At 69.3% G+C, this 16,371-nt stretch carries 18 protein-coding genes, 2 tRNA genes, 1 other RNA gene and 1 pseudogene; 9 read left to right on the top strand and 13 right to left on the bottom strand.

Annotation, left to right across the window (positions count from 1 at the left end; translation table 11 throughout):
- Window positions 1–96: signal recognition particle sRNA small type (gene ffs / locus ACIA6A_RS09595), an RNA gene on the bottom strand.
- A 79-nt stretch (window positions 97–175) separates the two neighbouring features.
- Between ffs and ACIA6A_RS09590 the strand changes: the two genes are divergently transcribed.
- A tRNA-Ser gene (locus ACIA6A_RS09590) sits at window positions 176–263 on the top strand.
- Between the two features lie 55 nt (window positions 264–318).
- On the opposite strand, the gene ACIA6A_RS09585 is transcribed toward ACIA6A_RS09590, so the two are convergent.
- Both ACIA6A_RS09585 and ACIA6A_RS09580 read right to left on the bottom strand, forming a co-directional pair.
- On the bottom strand, window positions 319–894 hold the full coding sequence (locus ACIA6A_RS09585) for a DinB family protein (RefSeq protein WP_396097054.1): 576 nt from the start codon (window positions 892–894) through the stop codon (window positions 319–321).
- Between the two features lie 41 nt (window positions 895–935).
- The gene (locus ACIA6A_RS09580; protein ID WP_396097053.1) at window positions 936–1,940 is read right to left on the bottom strand and encodes a prephenate dehydrogenase; all 1,005 of its coding nucleotides are present in this window, start codon (window positions 1,938–1,940) and stop codon (window positions 936–938) included.
- 83 nt (window positions 1,941–2,023) lie between these two features.
- Between ACIA6A_RS09580 and ACIA6A_RS09575 the strand changes: the two genes are divergently transcribed.
- Entirely contained in the window at window positions 2,024–3,148 is a 1,125-nt protein-coding gene (locus tag ACIA6A_RS09575) for a hypothetical protein (RefSeq protein ID WP_396097052.1), read from the top strand.
- A 222-nt stretch (window positions 3,149–3,370) separates the two neighbouring features.
- Here the strand turns inward: ACIA6A_RS09575 and ACIA6A_RS09570 are convergent.
- Window positions 3,371–3,955, bottom strand: a pseudogene (locus ACIA6A_RS09570) (M23 family metallopeptidase); the annotation flags it as partial.
- A 727-nt stretch (window positions 3,956–4,682) separates the two neighbouring features.
- On the opposite strand from ACIA6A_RS09570, the gene ACIA6A_RS09565 reads away from it, so the two are divergent.
- Window positions 4,683–5,006: a hypothetical protein gene (locus tag ACIA6A_RS09565; RefSeq protein WP_396097050.1), complete on the top strand. Its 324-nt coding sequence runs from the start codon at window positions 4,683–4,685 to the stop codon at window positions 5,004–5,006.
- Between the two features lie 57 nt (window positions 5,007–5,063).
- Window positions 5,064–5,267 (top strand): hypothetical protein, encoded by a 204-nt coding sequence (locus ACIA6A_RS09560; RefSeq protein WP_396097049.1) that lies wholly within the window; start codon window positions 5,064–5,066, stop codon window positions 5,265–5,267.
- A 274-nt stretch (window positions 5,268–5,541) separates the two neighbouring features.
- On the opposite strand, the gene ACIA6A_RS09555 is transcribed toward ACIA6A_RS09560, so the two are convergent.
- Window positions 5,542–5,631, bottom strand: a tRNA-Ser gene (locus ACIA6A_RS09555).
- Window positions 5,632–5,740: 109 nt separating this feature from the next.
- On the opposite strand from ACIA6A_RS09555, the gene deoD reads away from it, so the two are divergent.
- Window positions 5,741–6,448 (top strand): purine-nucleoside phosphorylase, encoded by a 708-nt coding sequence (gene deoD, locus ACIA6A_RS09550; protein ID WP_396097048.1) that lies wholly within the window; start codon window positions 5,741–5,743, stop codon window positions 6,446–6,448.
- Here the strand turns inward: deoD and ACIA6A_RS09545 are convergent.
- The 6 genes from ACIA6A_RS09545 to ACIA6A_RS09520 all read right to left on the bottom strand — a co-directional run bounded on the left by ACIA6A_RS09545 (window position 6,438) and on the right by ACIA6A_RS09520 (window position 10,693).
- Window positions 6,438–6,887 carry a nucleoside deaminase gene (locus ACIA6A_RS09545; RefSeq protein ID WP_396097046.1) on the bottom strand — a complete coding sequence of 150 codons (450 nt, stop codon included), beginning with the start codon at window positions 6,885–6,887 and terminating at the stop codon, window positions 6,438–6,440. The two genes, deoD and ACIA6A_RS09545, sit on opposite strands and share 11 nt — an antisense overlap.
- Complete coding sequence (locus tag ACIA6A_RS09540) at window positions 6,884–7,417, bottom strand: tRNA adenosine deaminase-associated protein (RefSeq protein WP_396097045.1); 534 nt, start codon at window positions 7,415–7,417, stop codon at window positions 6,884–6,886. Before ACIA6A_RS09540 ends, ACIA6A_RS09545 begins: the two co-directional genes overlap by 4 nt.
- A 296-nt stretch (window positions 7,418–7,713) precedes the next feature.
- A complete protein-coding gene (locus ACIA6A_RS09535) occupies window positions 7,714–8,133 on the bottom strand; it encodes a hypothetical protein (protein WP_396097044.1) in 420 nt (139 codons plus the stop codon).
- Between the two features lie 107 nt (window positions 8,134–8,240).
- The gene (locus tag ACIA6A_RS09530) at window positions 8,241–8,570 is read right to left on the bottom strand and encodes an STAS domain-containing protein (RefSeq protein ID WP_396097043.1); all 330 of its coding nucleotides are present in this window, start codon (window positions 8,568–8,570) and stop codon (window positions 8,241–8,243) included.
- Window positions 8,571–8,810: 240 nt separating this feature from the next.
- Window positions 8,811–9,020 (bottom strand): hypothetical protein, encoded by a 210-nt coding sequence (locus tag ACIA6A_RS09525; protein ID WP_396097042.1) that lies wholly within the window; start codon window positions 9,018–9,020, stop codon window positions 8,811–8,813.
- Window positions 9,021–9,466: 446 nt separating this feature from the next.
- Complete coding sequence (locus ACIA6A_RS09520; protein WP_396097041.1) at window positions 9,467–10,693, bottom strand: ArsB/NhaD family transporter; 1,227 nt, start codon at window positions 10,691–10,693, stop codon at window positions 9,467–9,469.
- Between the two features lie 39 nt (window positions 10,694–10,732).
- Between ACIA6A_RS09520 and ACIA6A_RS09515 the strand changes: the two genes are divergently transcribed.
- The 4 genes from ACIA6A_RS09515 to ACIA6A_RS09500 all read left to right on the top strand — a co-directional run bounded on the left by ACIA6A_RS09515 (window position 10,733) and on the right by ACIA6A_RS09500 (window position 13,405).
- Window positions 10,733–10,879, top strand: coding sequence for a hypothetical protein (locus ACIA6A_RS09515; protein ID WP_396097040.1), 147 nt, complete (start codon window positions 10,733–10,735; stop codon window positions 10,877–10,879).
- A 44-nt stretch (window positions 10,880–10,923) separates the two neighbouring features.
- Entirely contained in the window at window positions 10,924–11,565 is a 642-nt protein-coding gene (locus tag ACIA6A_RS09510) for a GNAT family N-acetyltransferase (protein WP_396097039.1), read from the top strand.
- 98 nt (window positions 11,566–11,663) lie between these two features.
- Complete coding sequence (locus ACIA6A_RS09505; RefSeq protein WP_396097038.1) at window positions 11,664–12,056, top strand: helix-turn-helix domain-containing protein; 393 nt, start codon at window positions 11,664–11,666, stop codon at window positions 12,054–12,056.
- Complete coding sequence (locus ACIA6A_RS09500; protein ID WP_396097037.1) at window positions 12,053–13,405, top strand: ATP-binding protein; 1,353 nt, start codon at window positions 12,053–12,055, stop codon at window positions 13,403–13,405. The genes ACIA6A_RS09505 and ACIA6A_RS09500 overlap by 4 nt, the downstream gene beginning before the upstream one ends.
- 26 nt (window positions 13,406–13,431) lie before the next feature.
- Here ACIA6A_RS09500 and ACIA6A_RS09495 read toward each other — a convergent pair whose 3' ends face one another.
- Complete coding sequence (locus ACIA6A_RS09495) at window positions 13,432–15,102, bottom strand: DUF885 domain-containing protein (RefSeq protein ID WP_396097036.1); 1,671 nt, start codon at window positions 15,100–15,102, stop codon at window positions 13,432–13,434.
- A 9-nt stretch (window positions 15,103–15,111) separates the two neighbouring features.
- On the bottom strand, window positions 15,112–16,188 hold the full coding sequence (locus ACIA6A_RS09490) for a PHP domain-containing protein (protein WP_396097034.1): 1,077 nt from the start codon (window positions 16,186–16,188) through the stop codon (window positions 15,112–15,114).
- Window positions 16,189–16,371: the final 183 nt, after the last annotated feature.

Below are 16,371 nucleotides of genomic sequence, written 5' to 3'. Positions count from 1 at the left end.
GAAAAGGACCCCTCGTGCACCCGCCAGAGCCCGCTTATCCTTGCTGCCTTCCGGCCCTGGGGAGGTTCACAGGTTGACGCCGCACGAGGGGCTGCCGACAGCGTACCGGGCCCTCCGGAGGGGTGTGCGGGTGGTCCCTCCAAAACGGCTCGCGGGGGTCTGTAAGCTGTCCCACGGAGGATTCGCCTAGTGGCCTAGGGCGCACGCTTGGAAAGCGTGTTGGGGGAAACCCCTCACGAGTTCGAATCTCGTATCCTCCGCCAGCACCAAACGATGAAGCCGGACCCCTGCGGGTCCGGCTTCTTTCGTTCCTGAGGGCTACGCCGAGGCGGGTTTCCAGGGCTTCATCCAGGGGGATTCCGGCCAGCTCTCGGCCGCGGCCATGAGCGGGTAGGCCGTACCCCCGTCGATCGTCTCCCGGATGACGTCCGCGTGGCCCGCGTGCCGGGCGGTTTCCTGGATGAGATGCAGCAGCACCCAGCGGACCGACCAGTTGTCGATGTCCTTGGGGTTCCACGGCACCGAGTGGTCGACCGGCACGTCCTGGCTGAGGTCCTCGATCGCGGCGATGGTCTTCTCCGTCTTGGCCGCGATCCGGTCGTAGTCGGCGAACACGTCCTCGATGGTCTCGCCGTCAGCCAGGCGGAAGTTCGCCTCGTACGCGTTGTAGTCGATTTCCCGGGGTTCGCGGCGGACCGTGTCGATCCAGTTCTCCTCGGTCGACGCGCAGTGCTTGATCAGGCCGGCGACCGAGAGCGGGCTCGCGCTCGGGGTGGCCCGGAGCTGGTCGGGGGTGAGGCCGTACGCGGTCAGGCGCACCACGTATCGCATCTGCGCGAGGTAGGCGAGCAGTCCCTCGCGTTCGCTGCTGACGGCACCGACTTGACCGGGCATGGCGGGTCTCCTGTCTTTGTCACCGGCTTACCGGAACCAGGCTAGGAGCCATTGCGGTCAGTTTCCGGCCGCAACCCGAACAACCTGTCCTCCGCACGGGTGACCCATCCTCCGGCGCGCCCGAGAGCGAGCAGAGCATCAAGATCAAGGTCCACCTCCGCGGGTACGACGGCAGCGGCCGGCCAGGCCCGCCGCAGTTCCCCGGGCCGGCGCAGCAGCGGGGTCAGCCCGGCCACCGGGTTGTCGGAGCGCAGCACAGTTCCGTACCCGGTCAACTCGGCCAGCACGTCGTCGAGCACGTCGCGTACGGCCGGGGCGTTGCCGCCGCACATGGCGGCGATGAGTTCCGCCCGGGTGGCCGCCACCCGCGAACCGTCCCGGAACGAACCGGCGGCGAGGGCGCCCGCGAGCGGGTTCCCGTCGAGCAGGTTGCTGAGCGCCGCGGCGAGCAGGTGCGGCACGTGGCTGATCCGGGCCACCGCCCGGTCGTGGTCGTCGGCGGTCGCCGGCACCACCCGCGCGCCGATCGAGGTGTACAACCGGGCGAGCGTGTGCCAGTCGGCCAGGTCGGTGGTGCCGGGTTCGAGGCAGAGCACCCAGGCGCAGTCGTCGAACAGGTGCGGGTCGGAGTCGAGGAAGCCGGACGATTCCTTGCCGGCCATCGGGTGCCCGCCCACGAACCGGTCGCCGGCCATCAGGTCGCGGACCGGGCCTTTGACCGACGTGACGTCGGTGATCAGGCCGGGGAATCCGGCGAGTTCGGCGCGGACGCCGGGCAGCGCGGGCAGTGGCACGGCGAGCACCACGACGTCCGCGTCCTCGACGGCGGCGGGGACGGTGCCGGCGACGTGCCAGGCGCCCTTGATCCCGATGGGCCGGATCGACGGGTCGGCGAACTGGGGGACGTCCGCGGCCCGGGCCAGCGCGGTGGCGGCCTGCCGGGTCTGCGGAGCGAGGTCGAATCCGGTGACGTGGTGGCCGTGGGCGGCGAGGGCCCGCAGCAGCGAACCGCCGATGAGGCCCAGGCCGATGACTGCGACTTTCACGCAGGAACCTTCGCACACTGGCCTCTCTTGACCAGCAAAGTTATGGTCCAATTGTGACAATCAGGGGGAAAGCTCACAAATGCATGCTGGTCGTCCTGGGGGTGGTCTGCGGTGGCGTCACCACGCTCGCCGGCCCCGCCCAGGCGGCGCCCGCCGAGTCCTCGGACTCCGTACCGGGCTTCAACGGGGTGGTGCTGACCGTCGCCTACTCGGGCGGCACCATCTTCCTCGGCGGCGACTTCACCCAGGCGGTCGTCAAGGGCAAGTCGTACCCGCGGACCCGGCTCGCCGCCGTCGACGCGTACACCGGCGCTCTCCTGCCCTGGGCCCCGGCCGCCAACGGCCGGGTGAAAGCGATCGCGGTCAGCGGGTCGTCCGTCTACATCGGTGGCGATTTCGGCACCGTCGCCGGGCAGAAACGGGACAGCCTCGCCCGGCTCGACGCGACGAGCGGCGCACTCTCCAGCACGTTCAAGCACACCGTCGACGGCCGGCCGTACGCGCTCGCCGCCGCCAACGGCCGCCTCTATGTGGGCGGCACGATCAGCAAGGTGAACGGCCAGTCCCGGGCCAGGCTCGCCGCGTTCGACCTGGCCACCGGCGCCCTCGACAGCACCTGGAAACCGGCCGTCGACGACCAGGTCGAGTCACTGGCCACCGGCGGCGGCCGGGTCTACACCGGAGGCAAATTCCACAAGGTCAACAGCACCGGTGGGTACGATCGCCTGGTCGCGCTCGACCCGGTCAAGGGCACCGTCGTCTCCGGCTTCAAACCCAAGCCCCCGGTCATCGCGTTCTCCATCGCCGTGACCGGAGACAGCGTGTACACGGCCAACGGCGGGCAGGGCGGCACCGCGAACGCCTACAACCTGGCGGGCGGCAAACGCTGGACCGCCACCTTCGACGGCGATGCGCAGGCCGTAGCCGTGCTCGGCGACTCCGTGTACGTGGGGGGACACTTCGACAATGCGTGCCGGACAGCCCGTACCGGCGCTCAGGGCACCTGCCTGGACGGCCAGGACGATCGCGTCAAGCTGGCCGCTCTGGCCGTCAGTGACGGCCGTCTGCGCGGCTGGAAGGCGAACGCCAACGGGATCGAGGGCGTACTCACCCTGGCCAGCAGCCCGAGCGTGAACTCACTCGCCGCCGGCGGCGCGTTCACCACGGTCTCCGGGGCGTCCCAAAAGAGGTTCGCCCAGTTCAGATGAGGGTGACGGCCCGGGTCAGGCCTTGCAGTTGTGCGACTTGGCCCAGGCCGCGGCCTTCGCGACCGGGCTCTTGGTGCCACCCTTGCGCCACGAGTCGAGGTAGTCGGCCGGCCAGATCACGCCCCGCCGCACCTTCCAGTCCCCGGTCTGCGCACACGGCGGGGAGATGCCGAAGTGCAGGTGACACACGTTGTTGGCGTTACCGGTCCGGCCGACCTTGCCGACCTGCTGGCCGGCCGTAACCCGCACACCGGCCTTGATGCCCGACTGCACCTTGCTCAGGTGCGAGCCGTAATAGCGCACCCCGTCGTCACCGAGGATCGACACGGAGAGCCCACCGTTCAACGGCCCGTCCGCGGAACCCTCCACATACCCGTCCTTGGTCGACACCTCGAGCACCACCCCGCTGGTAGTGGCGACCGCCGGCTCCCCACAGTCGGCGAAGATGTCCGTCGCAGGATACTTGCCGTGAGTCGGGTGATAATCGACATTCGAGGCGTTGACCGGGAAGGCGTATGTGACCTTCTTACCGCCGGCGGCCTTGCTCGCGCTCTTCGACGGCGACGCACTCTTGGACGGCGACGCACTCTTCGAGGCACCGGCCGACACCGACGCCGAGGGCGCGGGCGGATCGGCGGACGGCGCCGCCTCCGACGCGGTCTCCGAGGGCACCACGAACTGCGGTGTCGCGGTTGCCGACGAGCCGTCGCCCTGCCCACCGCAGGCGGCGAGCGAGAACGCGGCGACGGTCAGGACCGAGAGGGTACGCAGGGAAAGCACGGCGCCATCCTGGCAGAGTTCATCCATCCCCGCAGACCCGCGAACGCTGGATAGGGTGGATCGGGCAGGTGCGACGGAGCCGGAAGGACGGCAATTCCGGCACCGCACGACGACGCGGTCCCCACCGCGGCCGTGGTACGCATCTCGGGAGGGTGGCATGACCGAACAGCACGGCGCCTGGGCTGCGACAACACCCCCGCCCAACCAACCGACCCCACCCAGCGCGACCGAACCGCTGACGCACTCCCCGCAGCCACCCGCCACCCCGCCGTCCACCCCCGATCCGGCCGGCCCCGCAGTGTCCGCCGAATCACAGCCTCCCGGGCCCCAGCCCTCCGGACCACTCCCGTCGTGGCCGCAGGCTTCTGGATCGCAGGCTTTCGAGTTCCAGCCGTCAGCCGCGCCACAGCCTTCCGCGCCACAGCCTTTCGGCGCCCAGCCCTCTGGCGCCCAGCCCTCTGGCGCCCAGCCCTCTGGCGCCCAGCCCTTCGGCACCCAGCCCTTCGGCGCCCAGCCGTCTGGACCACCGGCTTACGGCGCGCAGCCTTCTGGGCCGTGGGCTCACGGCCCACAGGCCGCCGCAGCGTGGCCGCAGCAGGACCCAGGGCACCCGTTCGGCCAGCAGCCGTTCGGATCCGCCGGACCCGGGACCCTGCCGTCCGGCCCGCCGCCGTCCGGCCCTCCGCCGTTCGGTCAGCCGCCGTTCCCGGGACCGCACGGGCAGCCTTTCGGCGGGGCGCCCATGATGCCGCCGATGGGCCACTTCCCGCCCGCGTTGCCGCCGCGGCCGGTCTACCGGGAACCCAACCCGATCTCGGCCGGCCTGCTGCTGTCCGGCATCGGGGCCACCGCGGTCTGGTTCGCGCTGTTCGGAAGCCTGGGGCGCGACCTCATGTCGTACGCGTGGTGGACCGTCGCGGCCGCGATCTCCGCCTGGGTCGTGGCCGCGTTCCTGACCTTGTTCGGCGACCGGGGGGTCGCGGTCGGCGTGGCAGCGACCAGTGGCCTGGGACTGGCCACCGCGGTGGGCCTGGTAGCCGAGAGATGGATCACCACAAACGACTGGCCGCTGTGGTGAAAAATCGGTCCTGACAACCACCGTGGGTACGCTCCCAGTGGCGCTACGCACTCACCCTTGACGAACGTCGTCGGCGTAGGCAGTCTCGGCCTCATGGCCCACGTACCGCAGCGACTCGACCCCGACCGTCGCCGTCGCCGGCTCGAACTCCTCGCGGCCCTCGCCGACGCCAAATCAGCCCGGCACCAGGCCCAGCCTTCCCGCCTGCGCGGCGCCCGCCTCCGCGAACTGATCGCCAACCGCCGCCGCCTCGCGAACTGAAGCCGGCCAACAAAGCCCCGCCAGCTGACGCCCATCGAGGGCAAGCCGCAGCACGGATGCACAGCCGTGCCGCCTTCCGGAGCCGGGCAGCGATCGCGTTCAGCCGCACCATGAGGCCCCTCGGCGACCTCGCACAAGCACCCAGAGCCGCGAACCCAGCGGGCACGAACCAGACGAGTCCGCTCCGCCACGGTCGTATCGTCAATGCATCCCGCCGGCCGGACCGACCCGGAAAACCAGAACCGCCCGGCAGCTGGGCTACCGGGCGGTTCATTGGCGGTGGTGAAGGGATTTGAACCCTTGGAGGGCTTGCACCCTCACACGCTTTCGAGGCGTGCTCCTTAGGCCGCTCGGACACACCACCGCGAAGTAGAATACAAGAGCCCCGGGACCGCCCGCCGCCGGGTTACCCCAAACGGCGATCTGCGAGGTCAATGCACCTGAGCCGGGGCCGCCTGGCAGGATCTGTGGCCATGAGTGTGCACATCGGCGCGCAGCCGGGCGACATCGCCGAGCGGGTTCTTCTTCCCGGGGATCCCATGCGGGCGAAGTGGATCGCTGAGACGTTTTTGACGGATCCGGTCTGTTATACACAGGTACGCGGCATGCTGGGCTTCACCGGCACCTGGCAGGGCGTCCGCGTCTCGGTCCAGGGGTCCGGGATGGGCATGCCGTCCGCCTCGATCTACACCCACGAGCTGATCAACGAGTACGACGTGAAGTCGGTGATCCGGATCGGGTCCTGCGGGGCGCTCGCCGAGGATCTGCAGCTCGGGGACGTCATCGCGGCGATCGGGTCGGCGACCGACTCGAACATGAACCGCACCCGGTTCGACGGGCTGGTGGACTACGCTCCGGTCGCCGATTTCGGGCTGCTGCGGACCGCCGCGGACGTGGCGGAGCGCCGGAACATCGCGCTGCGGGTGGGTCCGATCCTGGCCGCCGACGCGTTCTACACCGACCGCCCCGACCTTTATGACACGCTGGCGGACTACGGCGTGCTGGCGGTCGAGATGGAGTCGGCTGCCATCTACACGATCGCGGCCCGGTACAAGGCGAAGGCGTTGACGATCCTGACCGTCAGCGACCACATCAAGCGTGGCGACAAGATGGATTCGGCTCAGCGCGAGCAGGGCTTCTCGGACATGGTCCAGATCGGCCTCGACACCGCTATCGCCTGAAGAAGGCCCGCATGAGTGCGGCGCATTCGTTTTCCAGGACACCGGAGTAAACCTCTGGGCGGTGGTTCAGGCGCCCGTCCCGGACCACGTCCCAGAGGGATCCCACGGCCCCGGTCTTCGGCTCCCAGGCGCCGAAGACCAGGGTGCCGACCCGGGCCAGCACCAGCGCGCCCGCGCACATCGTGCACGGTTCGAGCGTCACGACGAGCGTGCAGCCGTCCAGCCGCCGGGTACCGATGCTGTCAGCGGCCCGGCGCAGCGCCAGGATCTCGGCGTGGGCGGTCGGGTCCCCGGCCGCCTCCCGCTCGTTGCCGGCCGAGGCCAGTTCGGCCCCGCCCGCGTCATAGACCACCGCTCCGACGGGCACGTCCTCCGGAGACGTGGCGGCGACGGCTAGTGCCCGGCGCATCCACGTCTCGTGCTGAGGACGTACTTTCACGCGTCGCGCAGCTCTTCGAGCTCGTCGCCGGCGCCCAGCTTCTGGCAGATCTCGGCGGTGACATCGGCGGGCAGCATGCCTTCGAGCCCGCAGAGCGTCAGCAGCCGGTGCGACCCGATCCCCAGGTCGGCCAGGATCTCGACGTCACCCACCGGGTCGGCGTCGGGGTCGGCGGCGGGCCGCTCGTCCTCGTCGTCGTCCCCGGAACCACTCGACGGCGGCGGCCCGGCCAGGTCGTCGATCTCCAACGCCGGCGGTTCCACGTCGGTCAGCAGCAGCGTCCCGATCCGTGACTCGTCGGCGAACGCGGAATCGGACCCGAAGACCCGCAGATCCTCACCGTCGTCCAACCGCAGGATCACCAAATACTGGTCGTCGGCCTCGACGAAAAGCAACGAAAGCTCGGCGTCCGGCTCGGCATCCCGCAGCCGGTCGACAACCTCGTCGATGTCGGCGGCCCCGGTGAGTTCCACCTCGGACGCCGTCCAGCCGTTCTTGCCCCGAGCGACGGCTGCAGCGAAAGTCGACACGTATCCCCCCACGAACATCTGTTCTCAGCGAGTGACGGTATCCGCTCCGTCGGCCCAGGCGCAGCGCCACGCCCCGACAGGAACAAAGAGCAGGTGCGTGCTCGGTCACGCCCAACCCCTCAAAGACAATGTGGGTACGCACAATGTCACGCCCCGTGACTCCAAGCCCGGCTCCTGCCGTCCCGGCCCCATCACGCCACCATCCGGGCTGACAGCCCACGAGACCGCCACCCCCGCGCCGCACGAAAACCCCCCGATTGAGGTTCGCAGGCAAGGCAGCGAGCCGGCCCGCCACCTCAGCGCAGCCCGCGGCACCCCGCCGCCACGTCATCGCGAGTCCGTAGCGCGGCTGCCACGTCACCGCGGGCCCCGGGCGTCGCCGCCACTTCACCGCGGGCCCCGGGCGTCGCCGCCACCTCGCCGCGGGGGCGGGGTGACTCTGGGAACCAGGGGTAGCGGCCGGGGCGCTCGTCCATGAACTCGGGTAGGCCGATGCGGCCGCCGAGGTAGTCGATGGTGCCCTGCAGCAGGCGCACGATCTGCCATTCGTCGGACACCGCCGCCGTGTACTGGGCGTCGGTGAGCAGACCGAGCAGCCGCCGCCGGGGCCCGGCCAGCTGGTCGATCGCGCCGGTGACGGCGGCCTTGACCGGCGGGTGACCGGACATCGCGCCGATTTTCCGCAGCTGCCGTTCGAGCGGGTCGTTTGACAGCACCCAGTCTGACCTTGTCTCCACACTCGATATCCTGGACCACGGGTACGACAGTTTCGGGTGACTCCGTCGCCCGTACGCCCGGAAGCGGTGGCCCCGCCCGCCCGGCGTTACATCTGGCCCGCCGCGATGGCGTCGTCGACCTCGGGGAAGACGGCGAAATACCTGCTCAGACCCACGGTGGTGAGCAGTTCGGCGAGGAACCGGTTGGGTCCGGCGAAGCTCAGCCACCCGCCTCGTGAGGAAATGACATGTTTTGCGGTGACGAAGGCGCTCAGGCCCACCGAGTCGCAGAATTTGAGACCGGTCAGGTCGACCACTATTCGCGGCACCGGGCGGTCGAGCAGATCCGCCAGCAGGCCGTGCAGGTGTGGGGCGGTGTCGGCGTCGAGCTCGCCGGTCAGGCGGAGCACGGCGACGTCGGAACGATGGTCGGTCACTGTGGCCTGCATGACATCGCTTTCGTCCTGTTTACATGGGGTTCCAGGCTAGATCTGGCCATCTGGATGATGGCGCACATCGGGTCCGTCCGGATCGCGCGGATCAATCCGGATTGCGCGACAACCCCGCGCCCAGCACCACAGGGGACAACAAAATCGGGCCGGACCCCGGAGGGTCCGACCCGATTCATGGTTGGCTGGCCGAGAGAGGACGCTTGCGGCACAGCCCGGCTCCTGGCGTCAGATCTGACGCCACCGCCAGCGTGGACCGCGCCACGCGTCTGCCAGGATCAGCGCGGACGCTTTGCCCGGACACTGCTGCACCTTGGATTTGCCCTGCGGTCCACCCATCTGGGCTTCGACCTCCCAGACAGATCCGTCGGTGCGGACGTAGACATCCCGGCGCGCGAGCCGGGCGTCACCATTCCACCAGTGCTGTTCAACTCTCACTCGTCAACTTTATGACAGATATCGAAGCTTCTGCGGGAGGCTTATCTGTGAAAGTTTTTCGACGTCAGGCTCGACCGGGTTGTCCGATCCGGTGGATTTCGGGCCCATGACTTGCGTCACGTCGACATATTAGGGCGGCACGCAATCCAGCACCGTGCGTAATTACCGCAGGTGGGGGCCATGTTTTCGGGCCATCGAAACGATCCCGACACGCAGACGTCATCTGATCAGCGCATTAGATCATGTGCGCCGGGCGGCTGGTGACCGGCCCCCGGTCGGCTCGGAACCATCCGACACGCAGCGTGATGCGACACGAAGCGCACGCCCCGCCCCAGCCTGCGCGATACGTCAGGACCAGCACGTCCACATCGGTCCGGGCAACACGCAAAGTAATGCGTGCCGCCCGGCAAAAAGGTGAGCAACGCCACCCGCGACACGTTAACGCCCTACAGCCCCGACACCCGCAGACTCACCCACAGTGACGCCACCCCCACGATCAGGCACGCGGGTACGGTCAGCGCGCCCAGCCGCACGAATTCCCCGGCCACCGGCGCGTGGCCACGCCCGTGCAGGATCCGCCGCCAGAGCAGCGTCGCCAGCGAGCCCACGTACGTGAGGTTGGGGCCGATGTTGGCACCCAGCAGCACCGCCAGCACGAGCCCGGGCGAGTGCGCGGTCAACGGCAGCAGCATCAGCGTCGCCGGCAGGTTGTTGAGCAGGTTCGCCAGCACCGCGGCCAGCACGGCCATCAGCAGGAGCCCGAGCAGGTCGGCGTGCTGCGGCGCGACCCGGTCGACGACCGCCCCGAACCCGCTGCGGCTCACCGCCAGCACCACCACGCCGAGGGCCAGCACGAACACGCAGAACCCCGGATTGGCCTTGCGGACGAGCGTCGCCACCGGCTGCTTCTGGCGTACGCCGAGCACCACCGCCCCGGCCAGCGCGACCCACGCGGGGTGCACGCCCAGCGGCCCGGCCACCGCGAAGCCGGTCAGCGTGACGCCGAGCAGGACCAGGGCGAACCGCGGGGCCGGCTCGTCGGGGATCTCCACCGGATGCGCCGGCGTGCCCAGGTCGGCGGCGAAGAAGCGGCGCAGGATCACGTACTCGACGCCGATGACCGCGAGCCACGGCAACACCATCAGGCCCGCGAACGACAGGAACGACAGCCCGGCGGCCGACATCGCCAGCAGGTTCGTGAGATTCGAGACCGGCAGCAGCAGCGACGCGGAGTTCGCCAGGTGGTTGCAGGCATAGACATGCGGTTTCGGCCGTACGCCCAGGGTTGCGGCGGTCGCGAAGACGACCGGGGTGAGCAGTACGACGGTGGCGTCGAGGCTCAGTGCCGCGGTCACCACGGAGGCGATGACGAACACGATCCCCAGCAGCCGCCGCGATGAGCCACGGCTCCACCGGGCGGCGGCCGCACCGGCGTACCGGAAGACGCCGGCCTCGTCCGCGAGGAAGGCGAGCAGCAGCACCGCGGCCAGGAACCCGACGGTCGGCCCGAGCTCGCCCAGTTCGTGGAGCGCGTCCCGCCACGGCACCAACCCGACAACGACCAGCAGAGCCGCGACGGGTACGGCCGCCACCCACTCGGGCAGCCCGCGGGGCCGCGCCACGGCGAAGCCGAGCACGGCGAGCAGCAGCAGAAGCGAAATGAACGTGATCACAAGTCGACTGTGCTGCCCACTGGCCGTACCGTCAAAACCATGATCCGTCGCTGGTTCCCCTCCGCGTTGTTGCTGGTCGTGGCGGTCTTCGCGGCTTTTGCCGCCAGCTATGTGGCTCTCACCGTCTTTGTCCTCGCGGCGCTGGCGGACCCCCGCTGGCTCCGCACCGCGCTCGCCGCCCACTGAAAAACCCGGCGACCGCAGCGACCGGGCGGTGACAGGATGCGGTCGTGCTTCTGGACCACTGGCCGCCGGCCGGCCTCAGCCTGACCACCGACCGTCTCCGGTTGCGGCAGCCCGACGATGCCGAACTGGCGGCGTTGGCCGAGGTCGCCGCCGACGGTGTGCACGCCCCGGGCGAGCGCCCGTACCTGACCCCGTGGACCGACCTGCCCCCGGCCGAACGGGCCCGGTACGTGATCCAGCAACACTGGCGACGCCGAGGCGAGTGGCGGGCCGACTCCTGGGAACTCGAGTTCGGCGTGTTCCACGAGGAGCGCCCGATCGGCATCGTGGCGATCCGCGGCCACGACTTCGCGATCCGGCGCGAGGTCAAGACCGAGTCCTGGCTCGGCCTGCCGCACCACCGCCGCGGCCTGGGCACGGAAGCGCGCACCGCCCTGCTCCACCTGGCCTTCACCGGCCTGGACGCGGTCGCGGCGGTCTCCGAGGTCTTCCAGGACAACGCCGCGTCGCAGGGCGTCTCCCGCAAGCTCGGGTACCGCCCGGACGGCATCTCCCGCGACGTCCTGCACGGACAGGTGGCAACCTCCGACCGCCTGCGCCTGACCGCCGACGACTGGCACGGCCGCCCGCGCCCCGCGGTGACGATCACCGGCCTGGAACCCTGCCTGCCCCTCTTCGGCCGCTGATCGTCCTGCCCCATGGAGTCGCTGTACAACAGCTGCTCGACTGATAGACGTTGTACAGTGTTGTACAACGTTGTACAGCTACCTCGGGGGCCTCGGTCGTGAATACCAACGAGATCGCCTCCGTGCTGACAACCTTGCGCGCCATCGGCAACGACACGGTCACCTGCGAGGTCAAACGGGCACAGGGTGGCCTGCCGGCAACCGTATGGGAGACGTTGAGTGCGTTCGCCAACGCTAACGGCGGACACCTCCTGCTTGGCATCGATGAGAAGAAAGCGTTCGCCGTGACAGGCGTCGATGACCTGGCGCGATGGAAGCCCACCTGGCCTCGCTCTGTTCCGAGATGGAACCTCCGATCCGGGCGGAGATCCAATCCGTCCTCATCGACGGGAAGATGGTGGTCCTCTGCGAGGTACCGCAACTTCCACGGGACCAACGTCCGTGTCATAAACGATCGCTCGGACCCTGGGCGGGTTCCCGGATCCGCGTGAGCGACGGGGACCGCAAGCTGACCGACTACGAGGTCGGCATTCTTCTCGCCAATCGCCGCGAACAGCGACACGATCTTGAACCCGTCGTCGGCGCCCGGATGAACGATCTCGACCACGATCTCGTGCAGGCGTTCCTACGACGGATCCGGAGCACCAGACACGACATTTTCCAGAAGGTCGACGATGAACGCGCGTTAACGATGCTCAACGTGCTGACAACGCATGAGAGCGAGCGGGTACCGACCCTCGCCGGACTGCTCGTCTTCGGGGTCTATCCACAGACTTTCGAGCCCCAGCTGGACCTCACCGTTGTCGTCTACCCGACCGCTGAACCCGGCGTGACCGGTCCGGCCGGCGAGCGATTCATCGAGAATCGCTCGATCGACGGTCCCATCCCGTACATGGTCTCCGAGTGCATCCGCGTGCTGAAGCGCAACATGAGGCGACGCAGCATCGTGTCCGGGATCTTCCGGATCGAACAGTGGGAGTATCCCGAGGAGGTGCTCCGCGAGGCCCTGGTCAACGCGCTCGTGCATCGCGACTACTCGGCTTTCGCCCGAGGGATGCAGGTCCAGGTGGAGCTGTATCCGGATCGTTTGATGATCCGCAATCCCGGTGGCCTGCACGGCCCGGTCGAGGTCGGTTCGCTGGGCGTGACGACAGTGCATTCTTCGCGGAACAGGAGCCTTCTCAAAATCCTTGAGGACACCCCGTTCGGCGACGGCCATATGGTCTGCGAGAACCGAGGCACGGGCATCGCCCGCATCCTCGTCGCCCTCACGGAAGCCGGCATGGAACCGCCGCACTTCCTCGACGAGATCTCGACTTTCACGGCGGAGTTCCCCAGCCATACGCTGCTGGACGAGGAAGCATTACGGTGGCTCGCCGGACTGGACGATGCCCCGCTGACCCGATCGCAGATGACAGCGCTGGTCCTGCTCCGTAAAGGCGCGTCGCTGAACAACAGCACCTACCGTGCTTCGACCGGGATCCAGGACAGCCGGGCAGCCAGCCGTGAACTCCGCGAACTCGTCGATCGTGGCATCGTCGAGCAGATCGGTACCCGCGGCACGACCACATACCGGCTGGTGGACGCGGATCGGGTGGCCGAGACGGACCTGTTCGACGTGCCGCCGGCCATGGTGGAGGAGCTTTCGACGGTCGAGCGGCAGTTGTGGGCTCTACTGGAACGCAATGAGCGTTCTCGATCCGAGCTGGAGACGGCCACCGGCCTGGCGGGACACCAGATCCTGCGAGCACTCCAGCACCTGCGGGACAACGGGCTGGTCCGGATGTCCGGCCGGCCCCGATCGCGCAACGCGACCTGGGTCGCGACCCGGCGGAGTTGAGCGATCGGACCGGCGGCCCGGGTGGGTCAGAGGCGGGCCAGGGCCTGGCGTAGCGGGTCGAGGCCGAGGGCGCCCAGGTCGAGGGCCTGGCGGTGGAATTCCTTGAGGTCGAAGGCCGCTCCCCGGCGGGCCTTGGCGTCGTCGCGGGCCTGGAGCCAGATGCGTTCGCCGACCTTGTAGGACGGGGCCTGGCCGGGCCAGCCGAGGTAGCGCTTCCACTCGAAGCGCAGGACCTCCTCCTGCATCCTGCAGTGCTGGCGGAGGAACTCCCACCCCAGGTCGGGGGTCCAGCGTTCGCCCGGGTGGAAGCCGAACGGGTTGTCGCGGGGGATCTCGAGTTCGAGGTGCATGCCGATGTCGACGATGACGCGGGTGGCCCGCAGGGCCTGGCCGTCGAGCATGCCGAGGCGGTCGCCGGGGTCGGCGAGGTAGCCGAGGTCGTCCATGAGGCGTTCCGCGTACAGAGCCCAGCCCTCGCCGTGACCGGAGCACCAGCAGAGCAGGCGCTGCCAGCGGTTGAGCAGTTCGGCGCGGTGGATGGTCTGGCCGATCTGGAGGTGATGGCCGGGGACGCCCTCGTGGTACACCGTGGAGGTCTCGCGCCAGGTGGAGAACGTGGTCTGGCCTTCGGGGACCGCCCACCACATGCGGCCCGGGCGGCTGAAGTCCTCGCTGGGGGCGGTGTAATAGATGCCGCCGTCGCTGGTCGGGGCGAGGCAGGCCTCCACCGTACGGACCACCGGCGGGATGTCGAAGTGGGTGCCGTTGAGTTCCGACATGGCCTTGTCGGCGGTGGCCTGCATCCAGTCGCGGAACGCTTCCTTGCCGGGGATGTTGCGGGCCGGGTCGGCGTCGAGGACGGTGACCGCTTCGTCGACGGTGGCTCCGGGGCCGGCGATCTCGGCGGCGACCAGGCGCATCTCGTGTTCGATGCGGGCGAGTTCGGCGAAGCCCCAGAGGTACGTCTCGTGCTGGTCCACGCGGGCGCCGAGGAAGTACTGCGAGGCGCGGGCGTAGCGTTCCGGGCCGGCTGCTTCCTTGTCGCGGCCGTGCGGGGCCAGTTCGGTGCGCAGGAAGTGGCCGAAGTCGGCGGTGGCCGCCGCGGCCGCGGTCGCGTTGCGGGTCAGTTCGGTCCGCAGCGTGCCGGTGGCGTCGAGGCCGTCGACGAGGCCGAGGAAGAAGTTGTCGCGGGTGGGGTCGCTCCAGGCGGCGCACTGGTCGGCGACCTCGGCCATCTGGATCCGGGCGCTGGCGTTGCCCTTGGCCGCTTCCTCGAGCAGGGTGCGTTTGTACTGGTCGAGGGCGCGCGGGAAGCCGCCGAGGCGGGACGCGATGTTGGCCAGTGCTTCCTCGCCCTGCACCGGCATGAGGTCGAAGGACATCCGCAGGCCGTGCACCGCGCTGGCGATGACGTTGATCTCGCTGGCGACGTCACCGGCCTCGTGGCGGATCAGGTCGAGCCCGATGCGTTCCTGCATGGCCTCCTTGGCGACGAGTTCCGCCTCGGTGGTGGTGGCGGTCCGGCCGAGTTCGGTCAGGGTCCGCCGGGCCAGGTCGGCCTGGGCCTCGAAGCCTTCCGGGGAGAGGTCGTCGAGCTGGTCGTCGTGTCCGGGCACACCGATGAAGGTGGCTCCGGTCGGGTTGAGCGGCGCCCACTCGGCGACGTAACGGTTGGCGAGGTCATCAATCTGTCCCACCTTGCGACCCTACGACAGGGAACCCGCGGTGTGGTGTCCCGCCGTCCATTCGAGGAGCCGGTCGGCGGGCCAGGTGTTCACCACCCGGTCGGCCGGGACGCCGCAGAGGGCGGCGCGCTCACATCCGTACCGTTGCCAGTCGAGTTGTCCCGGGGCGTGGGCGTCGGTGTCGATGCTGAAGAGACAGCCGGCCTCGACCGCGACGGTGAGCATGCGTTTCGGCGGGTCGAGCCGGTCCGGCCGGGAGTTGATCTCCACCGCCTTGCCGTGTTCGGTGCAGGCGGCGAGCACCTTGGCCAGGTCGAAGTCGCTCGGTGGCCGGGTCCGGCCGGCCCGGTGGCCGCGGTCGCCGGCGCCCGGTGCGGCGACCTTGCGGCCGGTCATGTGCCCGAGGATGTCGAGATGCGGATTGGCGATCGCGGCCAGCATCCGGCGGGTCATCTTCGCCGCGTCGTCGCGGAGTCCGCTGTGCACCGAGCCGACCACCACATCGAGGCGGGCGAGCAGGTCGTCGTCCTGGTCGAGGGAGCCGTCGGCGAGGATGTCGACCTCGATGCCGGTGAGGATGCGGAAGCCGTCGGGCAGCGCGTCGTTGATCCGGGCCACGTGGTCGAGCTGGTCGCGCAACCGGGCGGCGGTGAGTCCGTGGGCCACGGTCAGTTTCGGCGAGTGGTCGGTGAGGACGAGGTATTCGTGGCCGAGTTCGACCGCGGCCAGGGCCATCTCCTCGATCGGCGAGCCGCCGTCCGACCAGTCGGAGTGGGCGTGGCAGTCGCCGCGCAGCGCTTCGCGCAGCACCGCGGCCGCGCCGTCGAGGTCGGTGCCCTCGGTGGCGGCGAGGCGGCGCAGGTACACGGGTTCCTCGCCGGCCAGGGACTCGGTGACGCAGCGGGCGGTCACGTCGCCGACGCCGGCGAGTTCGGCGAGCGTGCCCTCGGTGGCCCGTCGGGTGAGTTCGTCGCGGGGCAGGGCCGCGATGGTCGCGGCCGCCGACCGGAATGCCTTGACCCGGTAGGTCGCCTCGTTGGCGCGTTCCAGCAGGAAGGCGATGCGCCGCAGGTCGGCGACCGGATCACGGGTAGTCACCCGGCCAGCGTAAGGCTCGGGGAACCAGCGCCGACAGTTGGGTAACCCAACAGCTACTCTTAGTTATATTTACGCATCGGGGTTTACCTGTCGGTAACAAAAGCGGCCCGGCACTTTTGCCCACCCGCGTACGACCAGGCAACCCTGCTGGTCCATCGGCCGATCGGACGATCCAACTCTGAC

The organism is Actinoplanes sp. NPDC051494 (genome assembly GCF_044454705.1).
Classification (GTDB): Bacteria; Actinomycetota; Actinomycetes; order Mycobacteriales; family Micromonosporaceae; genus Actinoplanes.
Note: the sequence above shows the minus strand (reverse complement) of the source record. Positions and strands in the feature narration are given on the sequence as shown.